The sequence below is a fragment of the Streptomyces scabiei 87.22 genome, from assembly GCF_000091305.1.
Taxonomy (GTDB): Bacteria; Actinomycetota; Actinomycetes; order Streptomycetales; family Streptomycetaceae; genus Streptomyces; species Streptomyces scabiei.
On record NC_013929.1, the window covers coordinates 1,937,952 to 1,957,648 of the forward strand.

The 19,697-nt window shown below is 72.9% G+C and carries 23 protein-coding genes; 7 read left to right on the plus strand and 16 right to left on the minus strand.

What is annotated here, in order from left to right:
- Positions 1 to 78 precede the first annotated feature (78 nt).
- From SCAB_RS08105 to SCAB_RS08115, 3 genes are all read right to left on the minus strand, one after another.
- Complete coding sequence (locus SCAB_RS08105; RefSeq protein WP_012999573.1) at positions 79 to 1,296, minus strand: aminotransferase class I/II-fold pyridoxal phosphate-dependent enzyme; 1,218 nt, start codon at positions 1,294 to 1,296, stop codon at positions 79 to 81.
- A 133-nt stretch (positions 1,297 to 1,429) separates the two neighbouring features.
- Entirely contained in the window at positions 1,430 to 2,110 is a 681-nt protein-coding gene (locus SCAB_RS08110; protein ID WP_012999574.1) for a hypothetical protein, read from the minus strand.
- Positions 2,111 to 2,817: 707 nt separating this feature from the next.
- On the minus strand, positions 2,818 to 3,606 hold the full coding sequence (locus tag SCAB_RS08115) for an RNA polymerase sigma factor SigF (protein ID WP_012999575.1): 789 nt from the start codon (positions 3,604 to 3,606) through the stop codon (positions 2,818 to 2,820).
- A gap of 233 nt (positions 3,607 to 3,839) precedes the next feature.
- Between SCAB_RS08115 and SCAB_RS08120 the strand changes: the two genes are divergently transcribed.
- Entirely contained in the window at positions 3,840 to 5,654 is a 1,815-nt protein-coding gene (locus tag SCAB_RS08120; protein WP_012999576.1) for a thiamine pyrophosphate-requiring protein, read from the plus strand.
- A 21-nt stretch (positions 5,655 to 5,675) separates the two neighbouring features.
- On the opposite strand, the gene SCAB_RS48990 is transcribed toward SCAB_RS08120, so the two are convergent.
- Positions 5,676 to 5,807 (minus strand): hypothetical protein, encoded by a 132-nt coding sequence (locus tag SCAB_RS48990; RefSeq protein WP_267886436.1) that lies wholly within the window; start codon positions 5,805 to 5,807, stop codon positions 5,676 to 5,678.
- Between the two features lie 162 nt (positions 5,808 to 5,969).
- On the opposite strand from SCAB_RS48990, the gene SCAB_RS08125 reads away from it, so the two are divergent.
- The 3 genes from SCAB_RS08125 (at position 5,970) to SCAB_RS08135 (ending at position 9,165) form a co-directional block, all read left to right on the plus strand.
- Positions 5,970 to 6,392 (plus strand): DUF2795 domain-containing protein, encoded by a 423-nt coding sequence (locus SCAB_RS08125; protein WP_037729756.1) that lies wholly within the window; start codon positions 5,970 to 5,972, stop codon positions 6,390 to 6,392.
- Between the two features lie 128 nt (positions 6,393 to 6,520).
- Positions 6,521 to 7,063 carry a type 1 glutamine amidotransferase domain-containing protein gene (locus SCAB_RS08130; RefSeq protein WP_012999578.1) on the plus strand — a complete coding sequence of 181 codons (543 nt, stop codon included), beginning with the start codon at positions 6,521 to 6,523 and terminating at the stop codon, positions 7,061 to 7,063.
- Entirely contained in the window at positions 7,060 to 9,165 is a 2,106-nt protein-coding gene (locus SCAB_RS08135; protein WP_041668962.1) for a catalase, read from the plus strand. Before SCAB_RS08130 ends, SCAB_RS08135 begins: the two co-directional genes overlap by 4 nt.
- A gap of 157 nt (positions 9,166 to 9,322) precedes the next feature.
- On the opposite strand, the gene SCAB_RS08140 is transcribed toward SCAB_RS08135, so the two are convergent.
- From SCAB_RS08140 to SCAB_RS08150, 3 genes are all read right to left on the minus strand, one after another.
- Positions 9,323 to 9,910 (minus strand): TIGR03086 family metal-binding protein, encoded by a 588-nt coding sequence (locus SCAB_RS08140; RefSeq protein WP_012999580.1) that lies wholly within the window; start codon positions 9,908 to 9,910, stop codon positions 9,323 to 9,325.
- Complete coding sequence (locus SCAB_RS08145) at positions 9,907 to 10,140, minus strand: DUF6158 family protein (RefSeq protein ID WP_012999581.1); 234 nt, start codon at positions 10,138 to 10,140, stop codon at positions 9,907 to 9,909. Before SCAB_RS08145 ends, SCAB_RS08140 begins: the two co-directional genes overlap by 4 nt.
- Before the next feature lie 95 nt (positions 10,141 to 10,235).
- On the minus strand, positions 10,236 to 11,855 hold the full coding sequence (locus tag SCAB_RS08150) for an ABC-F family ATP-binding cassette domain-containing protein (RefSeq protein WP_012999582.1): 1,620 nt from the start codon (positions 11,853 to 11,855) through the stop codon (positions 10,236 to 10,238).
- A gap of 153 nt (positions 11,856 to 12,008) precedes the next feature.
- Here SCAB_RS08150 and SCAB_RS08155 point away from each other — a divergent pair, with 153 nt between their 5' ends.
- From SCAB_RS08155 to SCAB_RS08165, 3 genes are all read left to right on the plus strand, one after another.
- Complete coding sequence (locus SCAB_RS08155) at positions 12,009 to 13,502, plus strand: bifunctional phosphatase PAP2/diacylglycerol kinase family protein (protein WP_041670437.1); 1,494 nt, start codon at positions 12,009 to 12,011, stop codon at positions 13,500 to 13,502.
- Positions 13,503 to 13,627: 125 nt separating this feature from the next.
- A complete protein-coding gene (locus tag SCAB_RS08160) occupies positions 13,628 to 14,449 on the plus strand; it encodes a class I SAM-dependent methyltransferase (RefSeq protein ID WP_012999584.1) in 822 nt (273 codons plus the stop codon).
- Between the two features lie 43 nt (positions 14,450 to 14,492).
- Positions 14,493 to 14,663: a hypothetical protein gene (locus SCAB_RS08165; RefSeq protein WP_012999585.1), complete on the plus strand. Its 171-nt coding sequence runs from the start codon at positions 14,493 to 14,495 to the stop codon at positions 14,661 to 14,663.
- Between the two features lie 20 nt (positions 14,664 to 14,683).
- Here SCAB_RS08165 and SCAB_RS08170 read toward each other — a convergent pair whose 3' ends face one another.
- From SCAB_RS08170 to SCAB_RS08210, 9 genes are all read right to left on the minus strand, one after another.
- Positions 14,684 to 14,965: a gas vesicle protein K gene (locus tag SCAB_RS08170; RefSeq protein ID WP_012999586.1), complete on the minus strand. Its 282-nt coding sequence runs from the start codon at positions 14,963 to 14,965 to the stop codon at positions 14,684 to 14,686.
- Entirely contained in the window at positions 14,962 to 15,150 is a 189-nt protein-coding gene (locus tag SCAB_RS08175; RefSeq protein ID WP_012999587.1) for a gas vesicle protein, read from the minus strand. The genes SCAB_RS08170 and SCAB_RS08175 overlap by 4 nt, the downstream gene beginning before the upstream one ends.
- Positions 15,147 to 15,932: a GvpL/GvpF family gas vesicle protein gene (locus SCAB_RS08180; protein WP_012999588.1), complete on the minus strand. Its 786-nt coding sequence runs from the start codon at positions 15,930 to 15,932 to the stop codon at positions 15,147 to 15,149. Before SCAB_RS08180 ends, SCAB_RS08175 begins: the two co-directional genes overlap by 4 nt.
- Positions 15,929 to 16,297 (minus strand): gas vesicle protein, encoded by a 369-nt coding sequence (locus SCAB_RS08185; protein ID WP_012999589.1) that lies wholly within the window; start codon positions 16,295 to 16,297, stop codon positions 15,929 to 15,931. The genes SCAB_RS08180 and SCAB_RS08185 overlap by 4 nt, the downstream gene beginning before the upstream one ends.
- On the minus strand, positions 16,294 to 17,523 hold the full coding sequence (locus SCAB_RS08190) for an SRPBCC family protein (protein ID WP_012999590.1): 1,230 nt from the start codon (positions 17,521 to 17,523) through the stop codon (positions 16,294 to 16,296). The genes SCAB_RS08185 and SCAB_RS08190 overlap by 4 nt, the downstream gene beginning before the upstream one ends.
- Positions 17,516 to 18,184 carry a hypothetical protein gene (locus SCAB_RS08195; protein ID WP_041668963.1) on the minus strand — a complete coding sequence of 223 codons (669 nt, stop codon included), beginning with the start codon at positions 18,182 to 18,184 and terminating at the stop codon, positions 17,516 to 17,518. The genes SCAB_RS08190 and SCAB_RS08195 overlap by 8 nt, the downstream gene beginning before the upstream one ends.
- A complete protein-coding gene (locus tag SCAB_RS08200; RefSeq protein WP_012999592.1) occupies positions 18,181 to 18,444 on the minus strand; it encodes a gas vesicle protein GvpG in 264 nt (87 codons plus the stop codon). Before SCAB_RS08200 ends, SCAB_RS08195 begins: the two co-directional genes overlap by 4 nt.
- Positions 18,445 to 18,509: 65 nt before the next feature.
- A complete protein-coding gene (locus tag SCAB_RS08205) occupies positions 18,510 to 19,259 on the minus strand; it encodes a GvpL/GvpF family gas vesicle protein (RefSeq protein ID WP_012999593.1) in 750 nt (249 codons plus the stop codon).
- Positions 19,256 to 19,681: a gas vesicle structural protein GvpA gene (locus tag SCAB_RS08210; RefSeq protein ID WP_012999594.1), complete on the minus strand. Its 426-nt coding sequence runs from the start codon at positions 19,679 to 19,681 to the stop codon at positions 19,256 to 19,258. The genes SCAB_RS08205 and SCAB_RS08210 overlap by 4 nt, the downstream gene beginning before the upstream one ends.
- Positions 19,682 to 19,697 lie beyond the last annotated feature (16 nt).

Sequence of the window (19,697 nt, forward strand, 5' to 3'; positions counted from 1 at the left end):
GGTCGCTGATGAGTGCTGCGGGTCGCTGAAGAGGGCGGGTCGCTGAGGAGGGGCTGGGGGCGCTGGTCGCCGGGGACGTCATCGAAGGCTCTCCAGAGCCGCCCCGAAGACTGTCAACGCACGTTCCACATGCGGGAGTTCCAGGGGGTCGGAAGCAGCGAGGGCCCCGGCGCGCTCCGCGTCGGTGCCGCCGAGGAACGCAGCGGTGGACAGCCGGACGCGCAGCGCCCCGAGATCGTCCCCGAACCGGTGGCCGCCGGGCGCGGGCATCCCGAGCCGGGCACCGAGGAAGTCCTCCGCCTCCTGGGCGTCACCGACGCCGTGCGCGGCGAGCGAGGACCGCAGGGGGGCGAGGTCGGCGTACAGATGCCGTCCGGCGCGCGGCGGCAGGGCGAGCGCCCCGGCGGCCACGACGGCCCGGTGCGCGGCGTCGGCGAGGCGCGCGTGCAGACGTACCGCGGCGGTGAGCCGCTCGGTGACGGGGGCGGGCTCGGCGAGGGCGTACGCGGCGGCCGCGGCGACCGGGGTGGCGACCCGGGCGCCCAGCGCGGTGAGCACGTCGAGGACACGGTCGCGCAGCCCCGCCCCCTCCCCGTTCGCGGGGAACCGGGCGACCGCGGCGGGCCAGCCCGGCGGGAGGAACGGTCCGGCGAGGTCGGTGACGACGGTGACCCGGTCGGTCAGCATCTCGGCGGGGCTGAGGAGCACGGTGTCGTGCGGATCGTGCACGGTGTCGCGCCAGGTCTCGTCGCTGACCAGGTGCAGCCCCTCCCCCACCGCCGCCTCCATGGCCTCGTGCACCAGTTCGGGCGGAGCGACGGTGGCGGTCGGGTCGTCGGCGACGCACAGCACGAGCAGCCGTGGGTCACCGCCCTCGGCCCGGATCCTGCGCACGGTCTCCAGCAGCGCGTACGGGTCCGGCACACCTCCGCATTCGGCGGGGGTGGCCACCGGGAACACGGACCGGCCGAGCGCCCGTGCCTGCGGCTCCCACCAGGCGGCGCAGGGTCGGGGAAGCAGGACGTCGCCGCCGATCGCGGCGGTCAGTGCGAGGAGCAGGGCGGGTGCGCCGGGGGCGGCGGCGGTCCTGTCCGGGGTGGTGGGCAGTCCCCGGCGGTCCCAGTAGCCGCAGGCGGCGTCCAGGAGGGCGGCGTCGCCACCGGGCGGCACGGCCCGGGGATCGCTCGCCGCGGCGGAGAGCACGGTGGCCAGTTCGGGGAGTACGGGCAGGCCCTGGGCGGGAAGGGGCGGGCCGTAGCGGACCGGGCCGTGCCCTTCCGGATCCGTGCCCCGCATGGATGCCTCCGCGCAGTCGTGGTGCGTCGTGCCGCACGCGTCGCCGTCGTGCCGGGAACGGCGCCGTACGCGCCCTCGGCTGGTCAGTACCCAGGCTCACGCGCCCCATGGGCGCCCGTACGCGTCGCGCCGGTCACACGGGCGGCGTCCCCCGGTCGCGGCGGCGCAGCCGGTGGACGGCCGCGCCCAGCGCCCCCACGACGAGCAGGCCGCCCGCCGCCAGGGCCGGAACGGAGTCGGTGAAGGCACCGCCGCCGCCCGCGTGGACGCCCCGCTGGACGGGAGCGGTGGGGTGGTCGGGCCGGTGGGACGGCTGATGCGTCGGGTCCTTCGTCGGCTGGTGCGTCGGCGGGTGGCTGGGGTAGCCCAGGTCGTGGAGCGGGGCGTCGCCGGCCAGTGTGACGTCGAAGGTGGCGCTCCACTGCCTGCCCTCACCGCCCGGGGCCGCCGGGCAGATGCCGTCGACACCCCACTCGGTGGCGGAGTTCGCCGCGTCGGTACCGGTCTCGAAGTCGGCGGCCGGCGCGATCTTGGCGGTGCCCTGGTAGGAGGGGCCGCCCGCCGAGTCGTCGTTGCCGGGGAGGCGCTGCAGCGTGACGGTGCCCTGTTCGAAGGCCTGGGAGCTGGCGTCGATGGTCTCGGGGGCGGGGCCGCCGGTCGGGTCGCAGGAGACGGAGAACGTGAGCGTGTCGCCCGGTGCCACGGAGTGCGGGTTCACCTCGGCCGCGGGATCGGCGAAGCAGGGCGGGGCGGCGGCGCCCAGGACGGCACCGATCAGGGCGGTGGCGGACAGGACACGGGCTCTGCGGCGCATGGGTGGGGCTCCTTCGGCCGACTCCGGCGGGCAGGGCACGACCGCCGTGCCTCGCGTCCATCAGAGCGCCGCGCCCGGCGGTGCGCGCGCGGCCGGGCACCATTCGCGGGACACGCGCCGCCGAGTGGGTGACGGCGCGCTCCGCACCGGACCGGAAGGAAGGCACGCCGACCCGGGGGCCGCGGCCGGGGTCAGAGGCAGGCACGTCGGCCGCAGCTCCCGGGGCGAGCAGACGCCCGGCCGCCGGCACCGGGGAAAGGGAACACGCCCCCGTCACAGCCCCTGGGACGAACAGACGCCCGGGCCACGGGACTGGAGACAGGCCGGGCTCCCCGGGCGGCGCAGCCCCGGGACGAGCAGGAGCCCCGGCCACAGCCCGCGGGACGAGGAGACGCCCCGGCCGCCGGCCCCAAGAGGGGCAGGAGTCCCGGCCGCGGGCCCGGGGACAGGCCGGACGCCCCGGCCACCCGCCCGGGAGACAGGACGGTCGCCCCGGGCCAGGGCTCCCCGGCACACGAACGACGGACCCCGGCACAAGGCCGGCCCCCCGGCCGCCGCGGCCCCCGCCCGCCTCAGCCGAATGGCGCGCCCCCCTTCCGGCTCACTCTCCGGCCCTCGCACCGCGACGTGGGCGGCCGACCGCGAATCGGTCGGCCGCCCACAGGGGAGCCCGAGTCAGGAGGGTGCGCCAGCAGCACCCCGAGCCGCTAGGAGGCGTCCCGCATCACCTGGTCGCGGAGCCGGTCGCAGCACCGGCTGATCAGCCGCGACACATGCATCTGCGAGATACCCAGCTCATCGGCGATCCTGCTCTGGGTCATGTCGCCGAAGAACCGCATGTACAGGATGGCCCGCTCCCGCTCCGGCAGCGCCGCCAGCCGCGGCTTGACGGCCTCCCGGTCCACCACCGTGTCCAGCGCGGGGTCGGCGGACCCCAGCGCGTCGCTGAGCGAGTAGCCGTCCTCGCTCCCCGGCAGCTCCGCGTCCAGCGAGAGCGCCGTGAAGCTCTCCAGCGCTTCGAGCCCGACCCGGACGTCCTCCTCGCTCATGTTCGCGTGCTCGGCGATCTCCGCCACGGTGGGCCGGCGCCCGGAGATGGTCTGGGACAGGTCCTGGGTGGCGAACCGCACGCGGTTGCGCAGGTCCTGGACCCGGCGCGGCACGTGCAGGGTCCACATGTGGTCCCGGAAGTGCCGCTTGATCTCACCGGTGATGGTGGGCACCGCATAGCTCTCGAAGGCGTTGCCGAGTTCGGGGTCGTAGCGGTCGACGGCCTTGACCAGGCCGAGCGACGCGACCTGCCGGAGGTCCTCGTAGCTCTCGCCGCGGCTGCGGAACCGGCCCGCGAGCCGTTCGGCCATGGGGAGCCACGCCTCGATGATCCGGTCACGCAGCGTGTCACGCTGCTGACCGGGCGGCAGAGCGGCCAGTGTGCGGAAGTCCTCGGCCGTGTCGGGGGCGTCGTCGTGGGGGTGGTGCTTCGCCTGGGTACGCATGGTGCGTCGCAACTCCCTGGGTGGTGCTTCTGGGATGGACGGTCACCGTGGGGGGCGCGGACGTGACAGGAATGACACACCCGTGAGGGGAATCGCCTCTTCCACGGACGTGCCTCCTGTCCGAAGCACTAGTTATGCGCCTCCCCCGGATCATGCGGGCCAAACACATACGGGGTTTTTCATTCCACCGGGGGGTCACTCGCCCGGGAGATCACACCCCTGGAGGTTCCAGTATGAGCACCACGGTCGCCGATCACATCTTGCAGAGGCTGCGCGCATGGGGAGTCGAACAGGTATTCGGCTACCCGGGGGACGGCATCAACGGGCTGCTCGCGGCCTGGGGGCGGGCCGAGGACGAACCCCGCTTCATCCAGTCGCGGCACGAGGAGATGTCCGCGTTCCAGGCCGTCGGCTACGCGAAGTTCTCCGGCCGCCTCGGGGTGTGCGCGGCGACCTCGGGCCCCGGCGCGATCCACCTGCTCAACGGCCTGTACGACGCCAAGCTGGACCATGTGCCCGTGGTCGCCATCGTCGGCCAGACGCACCGCAGCGCGATGGGCGGCTCGTACCAGCAGGAGGTGGACCTGCACACCCTGTTCAAGGACGTGGCCTCGGACTTCGTCGAGACGGTGACCGTGCCCGAGCAGCTGCCGAACGTCCTCGACCGGGCGATCCGCACGGCGTACGCCCGTCGCGCGCCGACGGCCGTCATCATCCCCGGGGACGTGCAGGAGCTGGAGTACACACCGCCGACCCACGAGTTCAAGATGGTCCCCTCCAGCCTGGACCGCGGCTCGTGGACGGCGGTGCCCTCCCGGGAGTCGGTCGAGCGGGCCGCCGAGATCCTGAACGCCGGGGACAAGGTCGCGATCCTCATCGGGCAGGGCGCCGCCGGGGCCCGCGCCGAGGTCGCGCGGATCGCCGAACTGCTCGGCGCGGGCGTCGCCAAGGCCCTCCTCGGCAAGGACGCGCTGAGCGACGAACTGCCGTACGTCACCGGCTCGATCGGCCTGCTGGGCACCCGCCCCTCGTACGAGCTGATGCGTGACTGCGACACGCTGCTGACCATCGGCTCGTCGTTCCCCTACTCGCAGTTCCTGCCGGACTTCGGCAAGGCGCGGGCCGTACAGATCGACATCGACCCGCACATGGTGGGGATGCGCTATCCGTACGAGGTGAACCTGGTCGGGGACGCGAAGGCGACGCTGGAGCGGCTGATCCCGCTGATCGATCCGGAGCGCGGCCGGGAGTGGTTCGACGAGGTGTGCGCGGGAGTGGCCCGCTGGCGCGAGGTGACGGCGCGCCGGGCGGAGCTGTCGGCCGACCCCGTCAACCCGGAGCTGGTGGCGCACACCCTCGACGCGCTGCTGCCGCCCGACGCGATCATCTCCTCGGACTCCGGTTCGACGGCGAACTGGTACGCCCGGCACATCACCATGCGGGACGGCATGCGCGGTTCGCTGTCGGGCACGCTGGCGACGATGGGCTGCGGGGTGCCGTACGCGATCGGCGCGAAGTTCGCGCACCCGGACCGGCCGGCGATCGCCCTGGTCGGGGACGGCGCGATGCAGATGAACGGCATGGCCGAGCTGATCACGGCGGCCAAGTACCAGGACCGCTGGGAGGATCCGCGGCTGGTGGTGGGCGTCTGGAACAACCACGACCTGAACCAGGTGACGTGGGAGCTGCGGGCGATGGGCGGCGAGCCGTCGTTCCTGCCCTCGCAGGAACTGCCGGACGTGCAGTACGCGGCCTTCGCACGGTCGCTGGGGCTGACCGGCATCCGGGTGGAGAAGCCCCAGGACGTGGAGGAGGGCTGGCGCGCGGCCCTGGCGGCGGACGGTCCGGCGGTCGTGGAGTTCGTCACCGACCCGGCCGTGCCGCCGATCCCGCCGCACGCCACCTGGGAGCAGATGGAGGCCACGGCCGCCTCGATCCTCAAGGGTGACGCCGACCGGGCCTCCATGGTCAAGCAGGGCTTCAAGGCCAAGATGCAGGAGTTCCTGCCCGGCAGCCGGGCCAAGGACCGGGGCGGCAAGGAGGCGTGACCGGGAGGTGGCCGTCGCCGTTCAGCGGACCGGCACGGCCGGTTCCGGCCGGTCGGCCGGCTCGGCGGATGGCAGCAGCATCTCCTCGTAGCGGCCCAGCGCCAGTACGACGCCGAGCATGAGCAGCGGAATGAGCACGACGACAGCCGCCATGGGTCCGGTCCTTCCCCGGGAAACGCGCGATGGGGGGCGTCTCGCCGGGTCTCCGCCGCGCGGCGCGACAAACCCGGGCGGCGCGAGGAACCGGACGCGGTGCGTCCGTGTCGCCGTGCGGCGTTCGGGTACGCGGGGGCCACCGACGATCCAAGGGGAGTCATGCAGCGAGGCAGCAACCGGCTGAGCGCCCACCGCGACGACGAGATGAAGCAGGAACTCCAGGGACTGCTCCGTTCCGGGCATCCCACCCGCACGGAGGAGTGGCACGACCCCGAGCCGTACGCCGAGGACGACCCGGAGGTCGCGTACGGGCCGGTGACACCCGGCCGCGCCCCCTCCCGGGTGGCCGCGCTCCAGCTGGAGCTGGCCCGGGTCCTGGGCCGTACGTCCTTTCCCGCGGGTCCGCGGGAGCTGATCGGGACCCTGCGCGAGCGGCACGCCCCGGACGCGCTGGTGGAGCCGCTGGAGCGGCTGCCGCGGACCGCGCGCTACGACTCGGCGCACGCACTCGCGCAGGCGGTCGCCGACACCACGGACGCGGCGCAGGACGGCACGGAATCAGCGCCCGGGCAGGACACATAGGCCCCCTGCTCGCGGGTACCGCGGGCAGGGCCACGCCGACGCGGACGTGTCCCCGCAGGCGCGGCGGGGGTCGCGGCGGTCCCGCCGAGCGGCACGACACCACACGACGAGAGGACCGAGGAGGAGTCATGCGTATCGCATTCCTGACCGCACCCGAGGGTGTCGAGCAGATCGAACTCACCGAACCCTGGCAGGCGGCGAAGGACGCCGGGCACGAACCCGTCCTGGTGTCGACCGAGGCCGGGGAGGTGCAGGGCTTCGACCACCTCGACAAGGCGGACACGTTCCCGGTGGACGCCGTGGTGGGCGAGGTCGCGGCCGAGTCGTTCGACGCGCTGGTCCTGCCCGGCGGAGTGGCCAATCCGGACGCCCTGCGCATGGACGAGGGGGCCGTCTCCTTCGTGCGGGAGTTCTTCGAACGGGGCCGTCCGGTCGCGGCGATCTGTCACGCGCCGTGGACGCTGGTCGAGGCGGACGTGGTCCGTGGCCGGGTCCTGACCTCGTGGCCGAGCCTGCGGACGGACATCCGCAACGCGGGCGGCACCTGGGTCGACGAGCAGGTGCGCGTCTGCGACCACGGCCCGGCCAAGCTCGTCACCAGCCGCAGGCCGGACGACCTCAAGGCGTTCTGCGCGGCGTTCCTCGACGTGTTCGCCCAGGAGGCCCGATGACCTCCCCCATGGACCGCAAGCGGGACCAGCGCGAGGCCGCCCACCCGGACGACCCGGCCTCGGGTCCCCTCACCACCGACCAGGGCGTGGCGGTCGACCACACCGACGACTCCCTGACCGTCGGCGAGCGCGGGCCGACCCTGATGGAGGACTTCCACTTCCGGGAGAAGCTCACCCACTTCGACCACGAGCGGATCCCGGAGCGGGTGGTCCACGCCCGCGGGGCGGGCGCCTACGGCTACTTCGAACCGTACGCGTCCTGTGCGGAGTTCACCCGTGCCGCGTTCCTCCAGGACCCCTCGGTCCGCACCCCGGTCTTCGTACGGTTCTCGACCGTTCAGGGGCCGCGCGGCTCGGCGGACACCGTACGGGACGTACGCGGTTTCGCGACCAAGTTCTATACGTCGGAGGGCAATTACGACCTGGTCGGGAACAACTTCCCGGTCTTCTTCATCCAGGACGGCATCAAGTTCCCCGACTTCGTGCACGCGGTGAAGCCGGAGCCGCACAACGACATCCCGACGGGTGCCTCGGCCCACGACACGCTCTGGGACTTCGTGTCCCTCCAGCCGGAGACCCTGCACGCGATCATGTGGCTGATGTCCGACCGGGCGATCCCGCGCAGCTACCGCATGATGCAGGGCTTCGGCGTGCACACCTTCCGTTTCGTGACCGCCGACGGGCGGGGCACGTTCGTGAAGTTCCACTGGAAGCCGAAGCTGGGCACGCACGCGCTGGTGTGGGACGAGGCGCAGGAGTGCCAGGGCCGGGACCCGGACTTCAACCGCCGGGACCTGTGGGACGCGATCGAGGCCGGTGAGTACCCGGAGTGGGAGCTGGGGGTGCAACTCGTGCCGGAGGAGGACGAGTTCGCCTTCGACTTCGACCTGCTCGACGCCACGAAGCTCATCCCCGAGGAGCAGGTGCCGGTGCGGCCGATCGGCCGCATGGTCCTGGACCGCAACCCCGAGAACTTCTTCGCCGAGACCGAGCAGGTGGCCTTCCACACCGCCAACGTCGTCCCGGGCATCGACTTCACCAACGACCCGCTCCTCCAGGCCCGCAACTTCTCCTACCTGGACACCCAGTTGATCCGCCTCGGCGGCCCCAACTTCTCCCAGCTGCCGGTGAACCGCCCGGTGGCGCCGGTGCGCACCAACCACCGCGACGGCTACCACCAGTCGGCGGTGCACGGCGGCACCAACTACTTCCCGAACTCGCTCGGCGGCGGCTGTCCGGCCCACGCGGGCGGCGACCCGCACGCCTACCGCCACTACGCCGAGCGGGTCGACGGCGCCACGATCCGCCGCCGCAGCGAGAGTTTCAAGGACCACCACAGCCAGGCCGCCCTGTTCTGGAACAGCATGGCCCCCTGGGAGCGGGAGCACATCGTCGCCGCCTTCCGCTTCGAACTCGGCAAGGTGGGCGCCCTGGCCGTCCGGGCCCGCACGGTGGAACAACTGACCAAGGTGGACCAGGAGCTGGCGGCCGAGGTGGCGAAGGGCATCGGCGTCCCCGTCCCGGCGGACGCAGGGCCGACCCCGTACAAACTCGCCTCCCCCGCGCTCAGCCTGGAGGCGCAGCGCGGCCCCGGTTCCATCCGCACCCGGCAGATCGCGGTCCTGGTCTCCGACGGGGTGGACGCCCAGCAGGTGACTGGTGTGCGGGAGGCGCTGGCGGCCGAGGGCGCGATCGTGGAGGCCCTCGCGGCCCGGGACGGCACCGTACGGGGCGCGGACGGCGCGGAGTACACCGTGGACCGGGCCCTGCCGACGGTGGCGTCCGTCCTGTACGACGCGGTGTTCCTGCCCGGCGGCCCGGTCGGCACCCCGTCCCGGGCCGCCGACCCCGACGCCATGCGCTTCGTCCGCGACGCCTACCGGCACGGCAAGCCGATCGGCGCCCTGGGGTCCGGCGTCGGGGTCGTCGCCGCCCTCCGTCCGGAGGGTGTCCGGCTCTCGTCCGAGTTCCACCATGTGGTGGCGGACCGGGGCGTGGTGACGGACACGGCCCAGGGCACCGCCGGCGAGGACTTCACCAGGGAGTTCGTGGCGGCGATAGCGGCCCACCGCCACTGGGACCGCCCGCCGACCCACTGCTGACGACAGCGGGGAAGGGCCGGGTCGCCCCGAGGGGGCGGACCCGGCCCTTCAGGGGCGCGGGGAACTGCGCGATCAAAACCACGACGCACCCGCACCCCGCGACGCACCCGTCGGCCCCGAATTCCGAACGGCCCTCGTCCCGCGCACCGAGCGGCCCCTAAGGCCGCCGCCCGAGCAGACACAGCAACCTGGTCTGCGCGTCCGCCCGCGCCGGCGGAGCCACCGGTGCCGCGAACAGCCCACTCTTCTCCAGGTCACCGGCGTACGGAGCGATCTCGTCGACCGCGAACCGCACCAGTTCCCCCGGCAGCCGCTCGTCCGCCCCGATCGCCCGGGACAGGTCCCACGCGTGCACGACGAGATCGGCGACCATCTGCCCGCAGTAGGCGACCGCCGGGGTGTCCCCGTACGACAGGTGGACCGTGCGGTCGAGCGCGCCGGGCGCGGCGAACGCCTCCCGCGCGGAGTGCGCGGCGGTGTCCCAGGAGGCCGCCGGGTCGGTGCCCAGCAGGTCTCCCCCGAACGTGTCGCCGACCTCCTCGATCATGCAGCCGTCCCGGACCAGGCACGGCACCCACAGTTGCTCGGAGACGAGGTGGTTGACGAGGTCGCGGACCGACCACTCGGCGCAGGGCGTGTCCGCGCCCCACTGGTCGTCCCGGACGGCGTGGACCCGGGCGCCGAAGAGGTCCTGCGCCTGCGTGTGCCGGGCCAGCAGCGCACGCGCGGTCGTGTCGGGCGTCATGGCCCCGCCGGTCCTCGATCCCGTGCGCCGTCGCGGGTGCGACCCCGCACGACCGGCCGGCGCGGGTGGCGTCGCAGGTACTCGCCCTCCAGGAGCGCCATCCGCTCGTTGTGGGTGCGCAGCGCCTCGGTCGACCCGTGCAGCAGGGTGTCGTGACGTGTGCGGTGGATCGACTCCAGCTCCTTCATCAACTGCTGGTCGTCGAGCTGGTCCGGGTGCACTCCGGTCATGGTGGTACCCCGATCTCGGTGGTCCTCCCTCCACTGTACGAAGGTCCGGGGCCCCGGGCCCCCGCGCGGGCCGGGGCCCGGGCACGGACCGGGGCTCAGCGGGCGCGCTCGACGCGGCGCTCGTCCCACACGGGCTCCGGGGTCTCCCGTACACGGCCGTCGGAGCCGAAGACCAGATAGCGGTCGAACGAACGAGCGAACCAGCGGTCGTGGGTGACCGCGAGGACGGTGCCCTCGAAAGCCTCCAGACCCTCCTGCAGGGCCTCCGCCGACTCCAGGTCGAGGTTGTCGGTGGGCTCGTCGAGGAGGAGGGCGGTGACACCCTGCAGCTCCAGGAGCAGGATCTGGAAGCGGGCCTGCTGGCCGCCGGAGAGGCGGTCGAAGGACTGCTCGGCCTGCCCGGTCAGCTCGTAGCGCCGCAGCCGGGACATGGCCGCGCCCCGGTCCTGGGCGTGTTCCTTCCACAGGATGTCGAGCAGCGGGCGTCCCATCAGCTCCGGATGGGCGTGCGTCTGCGCGAAGTGCCCCGCCACGACCCGGGCACCGAGCTTCCACCGCCCCGTGTGGGCCACGTCGCCGCCGGCGAGCAACCGCAGGAAGTGGGACTTGCCCGAGCCGTTGGAGCCGAGGACGGCGACCCGTTCGCCGTAGAAGACCTCCAGGTCGAAGGGTTTCATCAGCCCGGTCAGCTCAAGGGCCTCGCAGGTGACGGCCCGCACGCCGGTGCGGCCGCCCTTGAGCCGCATCGTGATGTCCTGCTCGCGCGGCGGCTCCGGGGGCGGCCCGGCCTCCTCGTACTTGCGCAGACGGGTCTGGGCCGCCCGGTAGCGCGAGGCCATGTCCGGGCTGTTCTCCGCGATCTGGCGCAATGTGGCGACCAGCTTCTTCAGCTGGGCGTGCTTCTCGTCCCAGCGCCTGCGCAGCTCCTCGAAGCGCTCGAACCGCCGCGACCGCGCCTCGTGATAGGTGGCGAACCCGCCGCCGTGCACCCAGGCGTCCGCGCCCGCCGGTCCCGGTTCCACGCTCACGATCTTCTCGGCGGAGCGCGCCAGCAGCTCACGGTCGTGCGACACGAACAGGACGGTCTTGCGGGTCTCCTTCAGCCGTTCCTCCAGCCAGCGCTTGCCGGGCACGTCGAGGTAGTTGTCGGGCTCGTCGAGCAGGAGCACCTGGTCGGTGCCGCGCAGCAGCGCCTCCAGCACGAGCCGCTTCTGCTCACCGCCGGAGAGCGTGCGCACCTGCCGCCACTGCGCCTTCTCGTACGGCACTCCGAGCGCGGCCGTGGTGCAGATGTCCCACAGCGTCTCGGCCTCGTAGCCGCGCGCCTCGGCCCAGTCGGAGAGGGCCTGCGCGTACCGCATCTGGGCCGCCTCGTCGTCCACGGTCATGATCCCGTGCTCGGCGGCGTCGACCGCCTTCGCGGCCTCCCTGATCCTCGGCTGCGCCACCGACACCAGCAGGTCCCGCACGGTCGACTCGTCCCGCACGGACCCCACGAACTGCCGCATCACCCCGAGCCCTCCGGACACGGTCACCGAACCGCCGTGCGGCTTCAGCTCCCCCGAGATCAGCCGCAGCAGGGTGGTCTTGCCGGCGCCGTTGGGCCCGACGAGGGCGACGACGGCCCCCTCCCCCACCCGAAAGGACACGTCCCCGAGCAGAGCCCTCCCGTCCGGCAGGTAGTACTCCAGATGAGCGGCTTCGAGATGTCCCATGGGGCGCATTGTCCGAGGCGGACGAACGACCGGGCAAATCCATTTCCCGGGCACCCGTTCCCACGGCGCCGCGGGGCCCCGTCCGGCCCCCGCCCCGCCGCCGATCGCGACCCCGCCCGACACGCTCCGGGCCGCATGGGGTACCCGTGGACCATGACCCCAGACGTCGACCTCACCGTCCGCCCCCCGGGCCACCACATCCTCCGGGACCGTTTCCTCGCCGCGGACAGCCGCCTGTTCGACGCGGTGGCGACCCGCGACTGGCCGGGCGCGCACCCCCTCCTGCCGAAGCTGAGCCGCGCCGCGAACCACGGGGTGCTGTGGTTCGCGACGGCGGCGGCGATCGCGGCGACCCGCAGTCCGCGTGCCCGCAGGGCTGCCGTCCGGGGCGTGGCCTCGCTCGCCCTCGCCTCGGCGACGATCAACACGCTCGGCAAGCGGACCGTACGGCGCCCCCGCCCGGTGCTGGACAACGTCCCGACGGCCCGGCAGCTGAAGCGGCAGCCGATCACCACGTCCTTCCCCTCGGGCCACTCCGCCTCCGCCGCCGCCTTCGCGGCCGGCGTCGCCCTGGAGTCCCGCGGCTGGGGCGCGGCGGTGGCGCCGCTGGCGACGGCCGTGGCGCTGTCGCGCGTGTACACGGGCGTGCACTTCCCGAGCGATGTCCTGGTGGGCGCCGCGCTGGGCGTGGGCGCCGCCTACGCCGTACGGGGCCTGGTGCCGACCCGCGACCAGCTCCCGCCGCCCGGCCGCCCGTACGTGGACGCGCCCGCGCTGCCGGACGGGGACGGCCTGGTCGTGGTCGCCAACCGGGCCTCGGGGACGTCGGACCGGGTGCGCGCCCTGCGGGACGTGCTCCCCGGCGCCGAGACCGTGGAGTGCGAACCGCGGGACGTGCGGGCCGAGCTGGAGAAGGCCGCAGCCCACGCGCGCGTGCTCGGCGTGTGCGGCGGTGACGGCACGGTGAACGCCGCCGCCGAGGTGGCCCTGCGCCACGGCCTCCCCCTCGCCGTGCTCCCGGGCGGCACGCTCAACCACTTCGCGTCCGACCTGGGTGTGGAGGACGTGCGCGACCTGGGCCGCGCGGTGCGCCACGGCGAGGCCGTCCGGGTGGACCTCGGGCACTTCAGGAGCGGTGACACGGAGGGCCACTTCGTCAACACGTTCAGCCTGGGCGTGTATCCCGAGCTGGTGCGGGAGCGCGAGCGCTGGGAGAAGGCGGTCGGCGGCTGGCCGGCGGGGGTGATCGCGGCCCTGCGGGTCCTGCGGGCCGACCGCCATCCGCTCCAGGCCACCTTCGAGGGCAGGCCGCGCCCGATCTGGCTGCTGTTCGCGGGCAACGGCACCTACCACCGGCTCGGCCTCGCCCCGGCCCGGCGTTTCGACCTGGCCGACGGACTGCTGGACGTCCGGGTCGTGCACGGCGGCCGGCGCCCGGCGCTGCGGCTGCTGGCGGCGGCCCTCGCCGGCCCGCTGACCCGCACCCCGGCCCACGCGGCGGTCCGCGTACGACGGCTGCGGGTGGAGGGCATCGCGCCGGGGACCCTCCTCGCGTACGACGGCGAAGTCGCCGAGGCGCACGGGGACCTGACGCTCCGCAAGCTCCCGGAGGCGCTGACGGTCTACCGGCCGGTGCCGATGCACTGAGCGCGCCCCGGCGCCCACCCCGGCGTGTCCATAATTCAAGACGGCGATCTCATCATTCGGCATGGTCGCGTACGGTTCGAGGACGCACTCACGGACCTCACGGACCTCGTGGAAGGGGAACGGCCATGCCGAAGGCACGGGAGACCGCCGTCTACACGCACGGACACCATGAGTCGGTACTGCGCTCGCACACCTGGCGGACGGCCGCCAACTCGGCGGCCTATCTCCTCGGTTCGCTGCAGCCCGACATGAAGATCCTGGACATCGGCTGCGGCCCGGGCACCATCACCGCGGACCTGGCCGCCCTGGTCCCGGACGGTCGCGTCACCGGCGTGGACCACGCGCCCGGCATCCTGGAGCAGGCCCGCGCCACGGCCGCCGGACGCGGCCTGGACAACGTGGACTTCGCGGTCGCGGACGTCCACGCCCTGGACTTCCCTGACGACACCTTCTGCGTGGTGCACGCCCACCAGGTGCTCCAGCACGTCGGCGATCCGGTGCAGGCGCTGCGCGAGATGCTCCGGGTGACCAGGCCGGGCGGCCTGATCGCCGTCCGTGACTCCGACTACGCGGCGATGACCTGGTTCCCGCGGTCCCCGGGCATGGACGACTGGCTGGAGCTGTACCGCCGGGTGGCCCGCGCCAACGGCGGTGAGCCCGACGCGGGACGCCGGCTGAAGTCCTGGGCGCTGCACGCCGGGCTCACCGACATCACGGCCGGCTCCGCCACCTGGACCTACGCGACGGCGGAGGAACGGGCCTGGTGGAGCGGGCTGTGGGCGGACCGGACGGTCGCCTCCGCGTACGCCGAACGGGCGACGCAGGGCGGTCACGCCACAGTGGAGCGGCTCCGGGAGATCGAGGCCGCCTGGCGGGAGTGGGGGCGGCAGGAGGACGGCTGGTTCGCCGTATTGCACGGAGAAATTCTCTGCCGCAAACCGGCCTGAAACGTCACATCACGGAAACCCGGACCAGCAGGAGGTTCGCGTCATGGTTCCCATCCTGCTGGTCCTGCTCCTGGTGCTGATTCTCTTCGGCGCCGGATTCGCGGTCGAAGTTCTCTGGTACGTGGCACTGGTCGTCCTGGTGCTGTGGCTCCTCGGCTTCCTGGTGCGCGGCACGTCCGCCTCCGGAGGAAGGGGACGCTGGTACAAGTGGTGAACCCGCCGGTGACGGTGCGTTCACTCACGCGGCAGCAGCGGTCCCAGCGGCCCGAGGTCCAGATTGAGGTCCTCGGGCCGCAGGCCGTAGCGCTCGCGCAGCTCGGTCATCCGGTCGTCGAGCAGCATCAGGGTGAGCCCGATGCGCTCCTCCTGGTCCTCCGACAGCTCCCCGGTGTCGAACCGGCGCAGCGCCTGCCGCTCCATGAGCTGACGGAGCAGCTCGACGACGGTCAGGACCAGCTTCACCAGGTCCCTCTCCACCGTGTCGGGCTCCAGTTCGACGCGGTTGCGGCTGGTCACTCGATGCCTCCCCAGGGTGCGGGAACCTGTTCGTTCACGGAGCTGATCAGCGCGTTCAGGTCGATGCGGACGAGATCGACGTCCGCGATACGCAGGGTGAGGTCGCCGGTGATCACGACCCCGCCCGCGAGCAGCCGGTCGAGGAGGTCCACCAGGGCCACCTCACGGCGTTCGATCACGGTCACGGGCCGCCCTCCCCTTCCTCCTGGCCGGTGTCGCCCTCTCCGCTGAAGGAGTAGGCCGCCCACGGGCCGGTGAGTTCCACCCGCAGCCCCGGTTCCTCGCCCTTGGTGCGGTCCACCAGTTCCACGAACTCCTCGGAATGGGCGCGCGGCACCAGGTAGGCCGCGTTCAGCACATTGCGTCCCGGGGCGCCGGAGAGCGCGGAGTTCTGCGGGGCGTGCAGCCGGGTGTCCTCGGCGAACTCCGCGAGGGTGCCGTGCAGCGTGCGCGCGAACCGGTCGGCGGTCTCCCACATCTCCTCGTGGGCCCGGTGGCTGCTCCGCCGCTGCCGCAGGTAGTCGCGCCCGCTGGAGACCTTCGCGGGCTGCTGGGGCCGCTCACGCTCCTCGGACTCCGCGTACACCTTGACGCCCCACTCCACGCGGCCTGCCAGCCGGTCCAGGGTGCGCCGGAAACCCTCCTCGCGGGCCTCCAGCATCACCCGGACCCCGCTGTCGTCGCGGAAGACGGTGCCGAGGCGCAGCGGCAGGGGCGTGGTGACCACGGTGAGGGCGTCGATCACGCTCTGGTGGGCACGGGCGGTCGCGGTCAGCCAGTCCAGGTCCTCCAGATGGGCGCGCAGCGGCTGCTCCGCGAAGTCGCTCTCGGGCACCTCGCTGACGACGGCGATCAGGTCGTGGTGGCGCAGTTGCCGGGGCGGCGCCCCCGCGACCCCGGTGAGCTGGGACTGGAGCGCCGCGTCGAAGGGGCGGCAGACGGCGTACACGTAACGCAGTCCGGTCATGTGGGCTCCTCTCTGGCGCGGCCGCTCTCGACGGCCGGCTCCGGCTCCCGCCGGTACCCGCCCTCGTCCAGCTCCGCGAGCCGGGCACGCAGCTCGGCGTTCTCCCGGGAGAGCTCGTCGCGGCGGGCGTGGGACGACAGCGCCGGGTCGGTCTCCCACCAGTCGATCCCCATCTCCTTGGCCTTGTCCACGGAGGCGACGATCAGGCGCAGCTTGATGGTGAGCAGTTCGATGTCGAGCAGGTTGATCCGGATGTCACCCGCGATCACCAGACCTTTGTCGAGTACACGCTCCAGGATGTCGGCCAGATTGGCACTCCCGCCGCTCTGGCCGTACGGCTCGGGAACCCGGCTGGGGAAGGTCATCGACGGCCCCTGCCCGCGGCGGCCGGTTCCTCGTCCTCATCCTCGTACGGTTCCTCCTCGATGTCCTCCCCGGCGTCGCCCTCGGCCTCGGGGACGTCCTCGTACTCGTCCTCGGGGACCTCCTCGGCGTCCTCCGGCTCGTCCTCCTCGTCGTACTCCGCGGTCTCGTCGCCCTCGTCCGTCTCCGCCGGCTCGTCGGTCTCTTCCGCCTCGTCGTAGTCGCGGGGCTCGTCCTCGTCGTCCTCCGGCTCGTCGTCGGCGTACTCGGCCTCGGGTTCGTCGTCCTGCGCCGCCTCGTCCTCCGGCTCCCCGTCCTGGCCCTCCTGCTCGTCCCGCTCCTCCTCCGCGAGGGCGTCCTCGTGGCTGACGACGACCTCGCCGTCGCGGATCTCGCCGCGCCAGCCGTCCTCGGCCTCGCCCCTGAGGGTGATGAAGCGGGCGAAGTTCTTGAGGTCGAGCCGGGCCCGGCGGCCCTGGGCGCGCCAGATGTTGCCGGTCTTCTCGAACAGCCCCTTCGGGTAGTACTCCAGGACCAGCAGGACCCGGGTGAGGCTGTCCCCGAGGGCGTGGAAGGTGACGGCGCCCTTGGTGGTGCCCTTGGCACCCTCCGACGTCCAGGTGATCCGCTGGTCGGGCACCTGTTCGGTGGTGTGGGCCTTCCAGCTCCGGCTGGACCAGAAGATCTTCATCTGCCAGTCGGAATGCGTGTCGTCGGCCTGGTTGGCGCTCTTGACGCCCTTGGCGAAGGTGCTGAAGCTCTGGAACTGGGTCCACTGGTCGTAGGCGGCGCGCACCGGCACCCCGACGTCGACGGCCTCGATGATCACCGTGGGCTTGTTGCCCGAGCCGCCCTTGCGCTTGCCCGAGCCGCCGAGGTTCTTGAGCGCGCCGAGCACGTTGTCCTTGGCGCGGCCCGCGCCCACCTCCAGTGCGGTACGCAGGGGCCCCTTGCCCTCGGCGAGCTTGCGTCCGCCGTCAAGGGCGAGCTGGGCGAAGCCGGGGCTGTTGCCCTCCGCGATGTCGTTGAGCTTGCCCGTGGTCTCGCCGAGCTTGCGCCCGGCGCCGACCAGCATCCGCTGGACCTGGGCGGCCAGGTACTCCCGGGCCTCCTCCTTGAGGCGGTCGACCGCCTCACCGTGGATCACGTCGCCGAGCGGATTGCCCGCCGCCGTGTCCTTCGCACGATCCGTCGCACGTCCGTTCGATGCGCCGAGGGTCTCAGTCATCGTCGCCGCCTCCCCTCGTGGACCGCGTGCCGGTGGCCTTGCGCGCGGTCTTCTTCGCCGGAGCCCTGCCGGGCGCCGTCTTCTTCGCCGCCGTCCCCTTGCTCGCGGTCTTCCGCGCCGAAGCGGCGGTCTTCTTCGCGGGGGCCGACTTCTTCGCGGCCGGCTTCCCCTCGGCCCGGGACTGCGACTTCTTCGCCGGGCGCCTGCGTGCGGGCTTCTCCTCGGGCTCCTCGTCCTCGTCCCGGGCGTCGTCCGTTGCGTCGGAGGACGCATCCGGCTCGCCCTCGTCCTCGTACTCGTCGTCGTCGCGGTCCTTCCCGCCGCGTCCCGGCAGATCCGGCGCCACACCGGCGAGCTGGTCGCGCACCTGCGAGGTGCGTCCGTGCAGCCGGTCGGCGAGCCCTTCGATCTGCCGCTCGACCAGTGCCCCGGTGGCCGCCTTGCCGACCCCGCGCAGGTCGCCGCGGAGCTGGTCCCCGATCTCCTTGAACTGCGGGTTGTTCAGCAGTTGCTGGGACACCAGGTCCGCGAGCGCCCGCGGGCTCAGCTGCATCCGCTTGCCGGCCACCATCGTGCCGACCGCGAACGCGAGTTTCATCTTCTTCGTACGTCCGAGGACGTATCCGGCCCCTACGGCGAGGCCAAGCCCGATTCGATTCATTGTGTCGTCCCGTTGCCGGTTCCTGTGCTTCTCTGTGCGCTGATCTCCAGCCGGTCCAGCAGTTCGTCCTCCAGCCGGTCGAACTCCTCCTCGCCGATCTCGCCCGCCTCCAGCCGCTGCTCCAGGCGGGCGAGTTCGGCTCGGACGGCCGCCGGGTCGTAGTACTGGCGCTCGGCCTCGGTGAGCACCTGTCGCACCGTCCAGAGGCTGCCGCGTACCGGGGCGAACGGCAGCAGCAGCACCTCGGTGATCAGTCCCATGTACTCGCCTCCTCAGCCGGGGAACGCCGCGCTCGGCGCGCCGTGGACCTGTGCGGAACGCGTCGTCAGTGCGCGGTCCCGGCGGGCTGCGCGGGCCCCGGTTCGACGAAGCTGTACGGCGGCAGCGGCCCGTTCACGCGCACCTCCAGGTGCGGATGGCTCTTGCGGACCTCCTCCACGGCGTCCACGAACCCCGCGGCCGCGTCCCGGGCCACGAGGAACGACAGGTTGGCCAGCCAGCCGGTGGATTCCGGCCCCGCGCTGACGTCGTCCGCGGCCGACTCCAGCGCCTGCCGCAGCTGCGCCGCGTCCTCGGCCTCGCGGGCCTGCACCGCGGCCACGACCATCTCGCCGAGCCGCAGCCGGTCCTCGTAACTTCCGCCGCCCGCCTGCCGGTTGGCCTCGGTCATGGCGCGCAGCTCGGGGTTCTCGCCCATCACGCGGTGCAGCACGGCCTCTTCGTCGTGGCTGGCCTTCACGTTGTACTCGACCTTGCCGTCGAGAGCGCCGAGCCGTTCCCGGTAGTGCTTCGCACGTTCGGCGAGGACCGCGGTGACGGACGCGTCGTCCGGTGCGACACTGCCGAACCGCATGGGCAGCAGAGAGCCGCCCGCACCCGCCTCGCTCAGGACGTTCTGGTGGGCGAGCAGGTCCTTGCGCTTGGGGCGCAGTCCCTCGGGGGCCTCGCTGACGATCGCCGCGAGGTCGCCCTCCTTGAGGACGCGCACCGGGCGCGGGGGTTCGCCCACGCCGCCCATGCCCTCGGGGAGGGCGGGATGTGAGCCGGCGGTGATGCCGTAGACGTACGTGCTCACTCCTGCTCCTCCTTCTTGCGCGCGCTCGTGGTCCTCCGGGCCCGCGGGCGCGACTCGGACTGGCTCTCCTCGCGGGACTGCTTGAACGCGTCGGAGATCGTCTCGGCGGCGCCGGACAGCGCGCCCTTGGACTTGCCGCGCGCGCCGGACTCGGTGAGCTCACCGACGAGGTCCGGCAGGCCGGGGTCCTTGCGCGGTCCGGCCTCCAGGTCGAGCCGGTTGCACGCCTCGGCGAAGCGCAGATAGGTGTCGACGCTGGCGACGACGACCCGGACGTCGATCTTCAGGATCTCGATGCCGACCAGGGAGACCCGGATGAAGGCATCGATGACGAGGCCCCTGTCGAGAATGAGTTCCAGGACGTCGTACAGGCCGCTGCTGCCGCCTCCGCCGCCGGACTGCTGTGCCGGTACTACGGTCATGCCGGCCGATCCTCCT

Coding starts and splice junctions, on each gene's coding strand:
- SCAB_RS08165 (WP_012999585.1), top strand. CDS start 14,493: ATGGTTCCCATCCTGCTGGTCCTGCTCCTGGTGCTGATTCTCTTCGGC.
- SCAB_RS08130 (WP_012999578.1), top strand. CDS start 6,521: ATGCGTATCGCATTCCTGACCGCACCCGAGGGTGTCGAGCAGATCGAA.
- SCAB_RS08155 (WP_041670437.1), top strand. CDS start 12,009: ATGACCCCAGACGTCGACCTCACCGTCCGCCCCCCGGGCCACCACATC.
- SCAB_RS08190 (WP_012999590.1), bottom strand. CDS start 17,523: ATGACTGAGACCCTCGGCGCATCGAACGGACGTGCGACGGATCGTGCG.
- SCAB_RS08135 (WP_041668962.1), top strand. CDS start 7,060: ATGACCTCCCCCATGGACCGCAAGCGGGACCAGCGCGAGGCCGCCCAC.
- SCAB_RS08150 (WP_012999582.1), bottom strand. CDS start 11,855: ATGGGACATCTCGAAGCCGCTCATCTGGAGTACTACCTGCCGGACGGG.
- SCAB_RS08105 (WP_012999573.1), bottom strand. CDS start 1,296: ATGCGGGGCACGGATCCGGAAGGGCACGGCCCGGTCCGCTACGGCCCG.
- SCAB_RS08115 (WP_012999575.1), bottom strand. CDS start 3,606: ATGCGTACCCAGGCGAAGCACCACCCCCACGACGACGCCCCCGACACG.
- SCAB_RS08180 (WP_012999588.1), bottom strand. CDS start 15,932: ATGACCGGACTGCGTTACGTGTACGCCGTCTGCCGCCCCTTCGACGCG.
- SCAB_RS08160 (WP_012999584.1), top strand. CDS start 13,628: ATGCCGAAGGCACGGGAGACCGCCGTCTACACGCACGGACACCATGAG.
- SCAB_RS08200 (WP_012999592.1), bottom strand. CDS start 18,444: ATGGGACTGATCACCGAGGTGCTGCTGCTGCCGTTCGCCCCGGTACGC.
- SCAB_RS08110 (WP_012999574.1), bottom strand. CDS start 2,110: ATGCGCCGCAGAGCCCGTGTCCTGTCCGCCACCGCCCTGATCGGTGCC.
- SCAB_RS48990 (WP_267886436.1), bottom strand. CDS start 5,807: ATGGCGGCTGTCGTCGTGCTCATTCCGCTGCTCATGCTCGGCGTCGTA.
- SCAB_RS08210 (WP_012999594.1), bottom strand. CDS start 19,681: ATGACCGTAGTACCGGCACAGCAGTCCGGCGGCGGAGGCGGCAGCAGC.
- SCAB_RS08125 (WP_037729756.1), top strand. CDS start 5,970: ATGCAGCGAGGCAGCAACCGGCTGAGCGCCCACCGCGACGACGAGATG.
- SCAB_RS08120 (WP_012999576.1), top strand. CDS start 3,840: ATGAGCACCACGGTCGCCGATCACATCTTGCAGAGGCTGCGCGCATGG.
- SCAB_RS08140 (WP_012999580.1), bottom strand. CDS start 9,910: ATGACGCCCGACACGACCGCGCGTGCGCTGCTGGCCCGGCACACGCAG.
- SCAB_RS08145 (WP_012999581.1), bottom strand. CDS start 10,140: ATGACCGGAGTGCACCCGGACCAGCTCGACGACCAGCAGTTGATGAAG.
- SCAB_RS08185 (WP_012999589.1), bottom strand. CDS start 16,297: ATGACCTTCCCCAGCCGGGTTCCCGAGCCGTACGGCCAGAGCGGCGGG.
- SCAB_RS08195 (WP_041668963.1), bottom strand. CDS start 18,184: ATGAATCGAATCGGGCTTGGCCTCGCCGTAGGGGCCGGATACGTCCTC.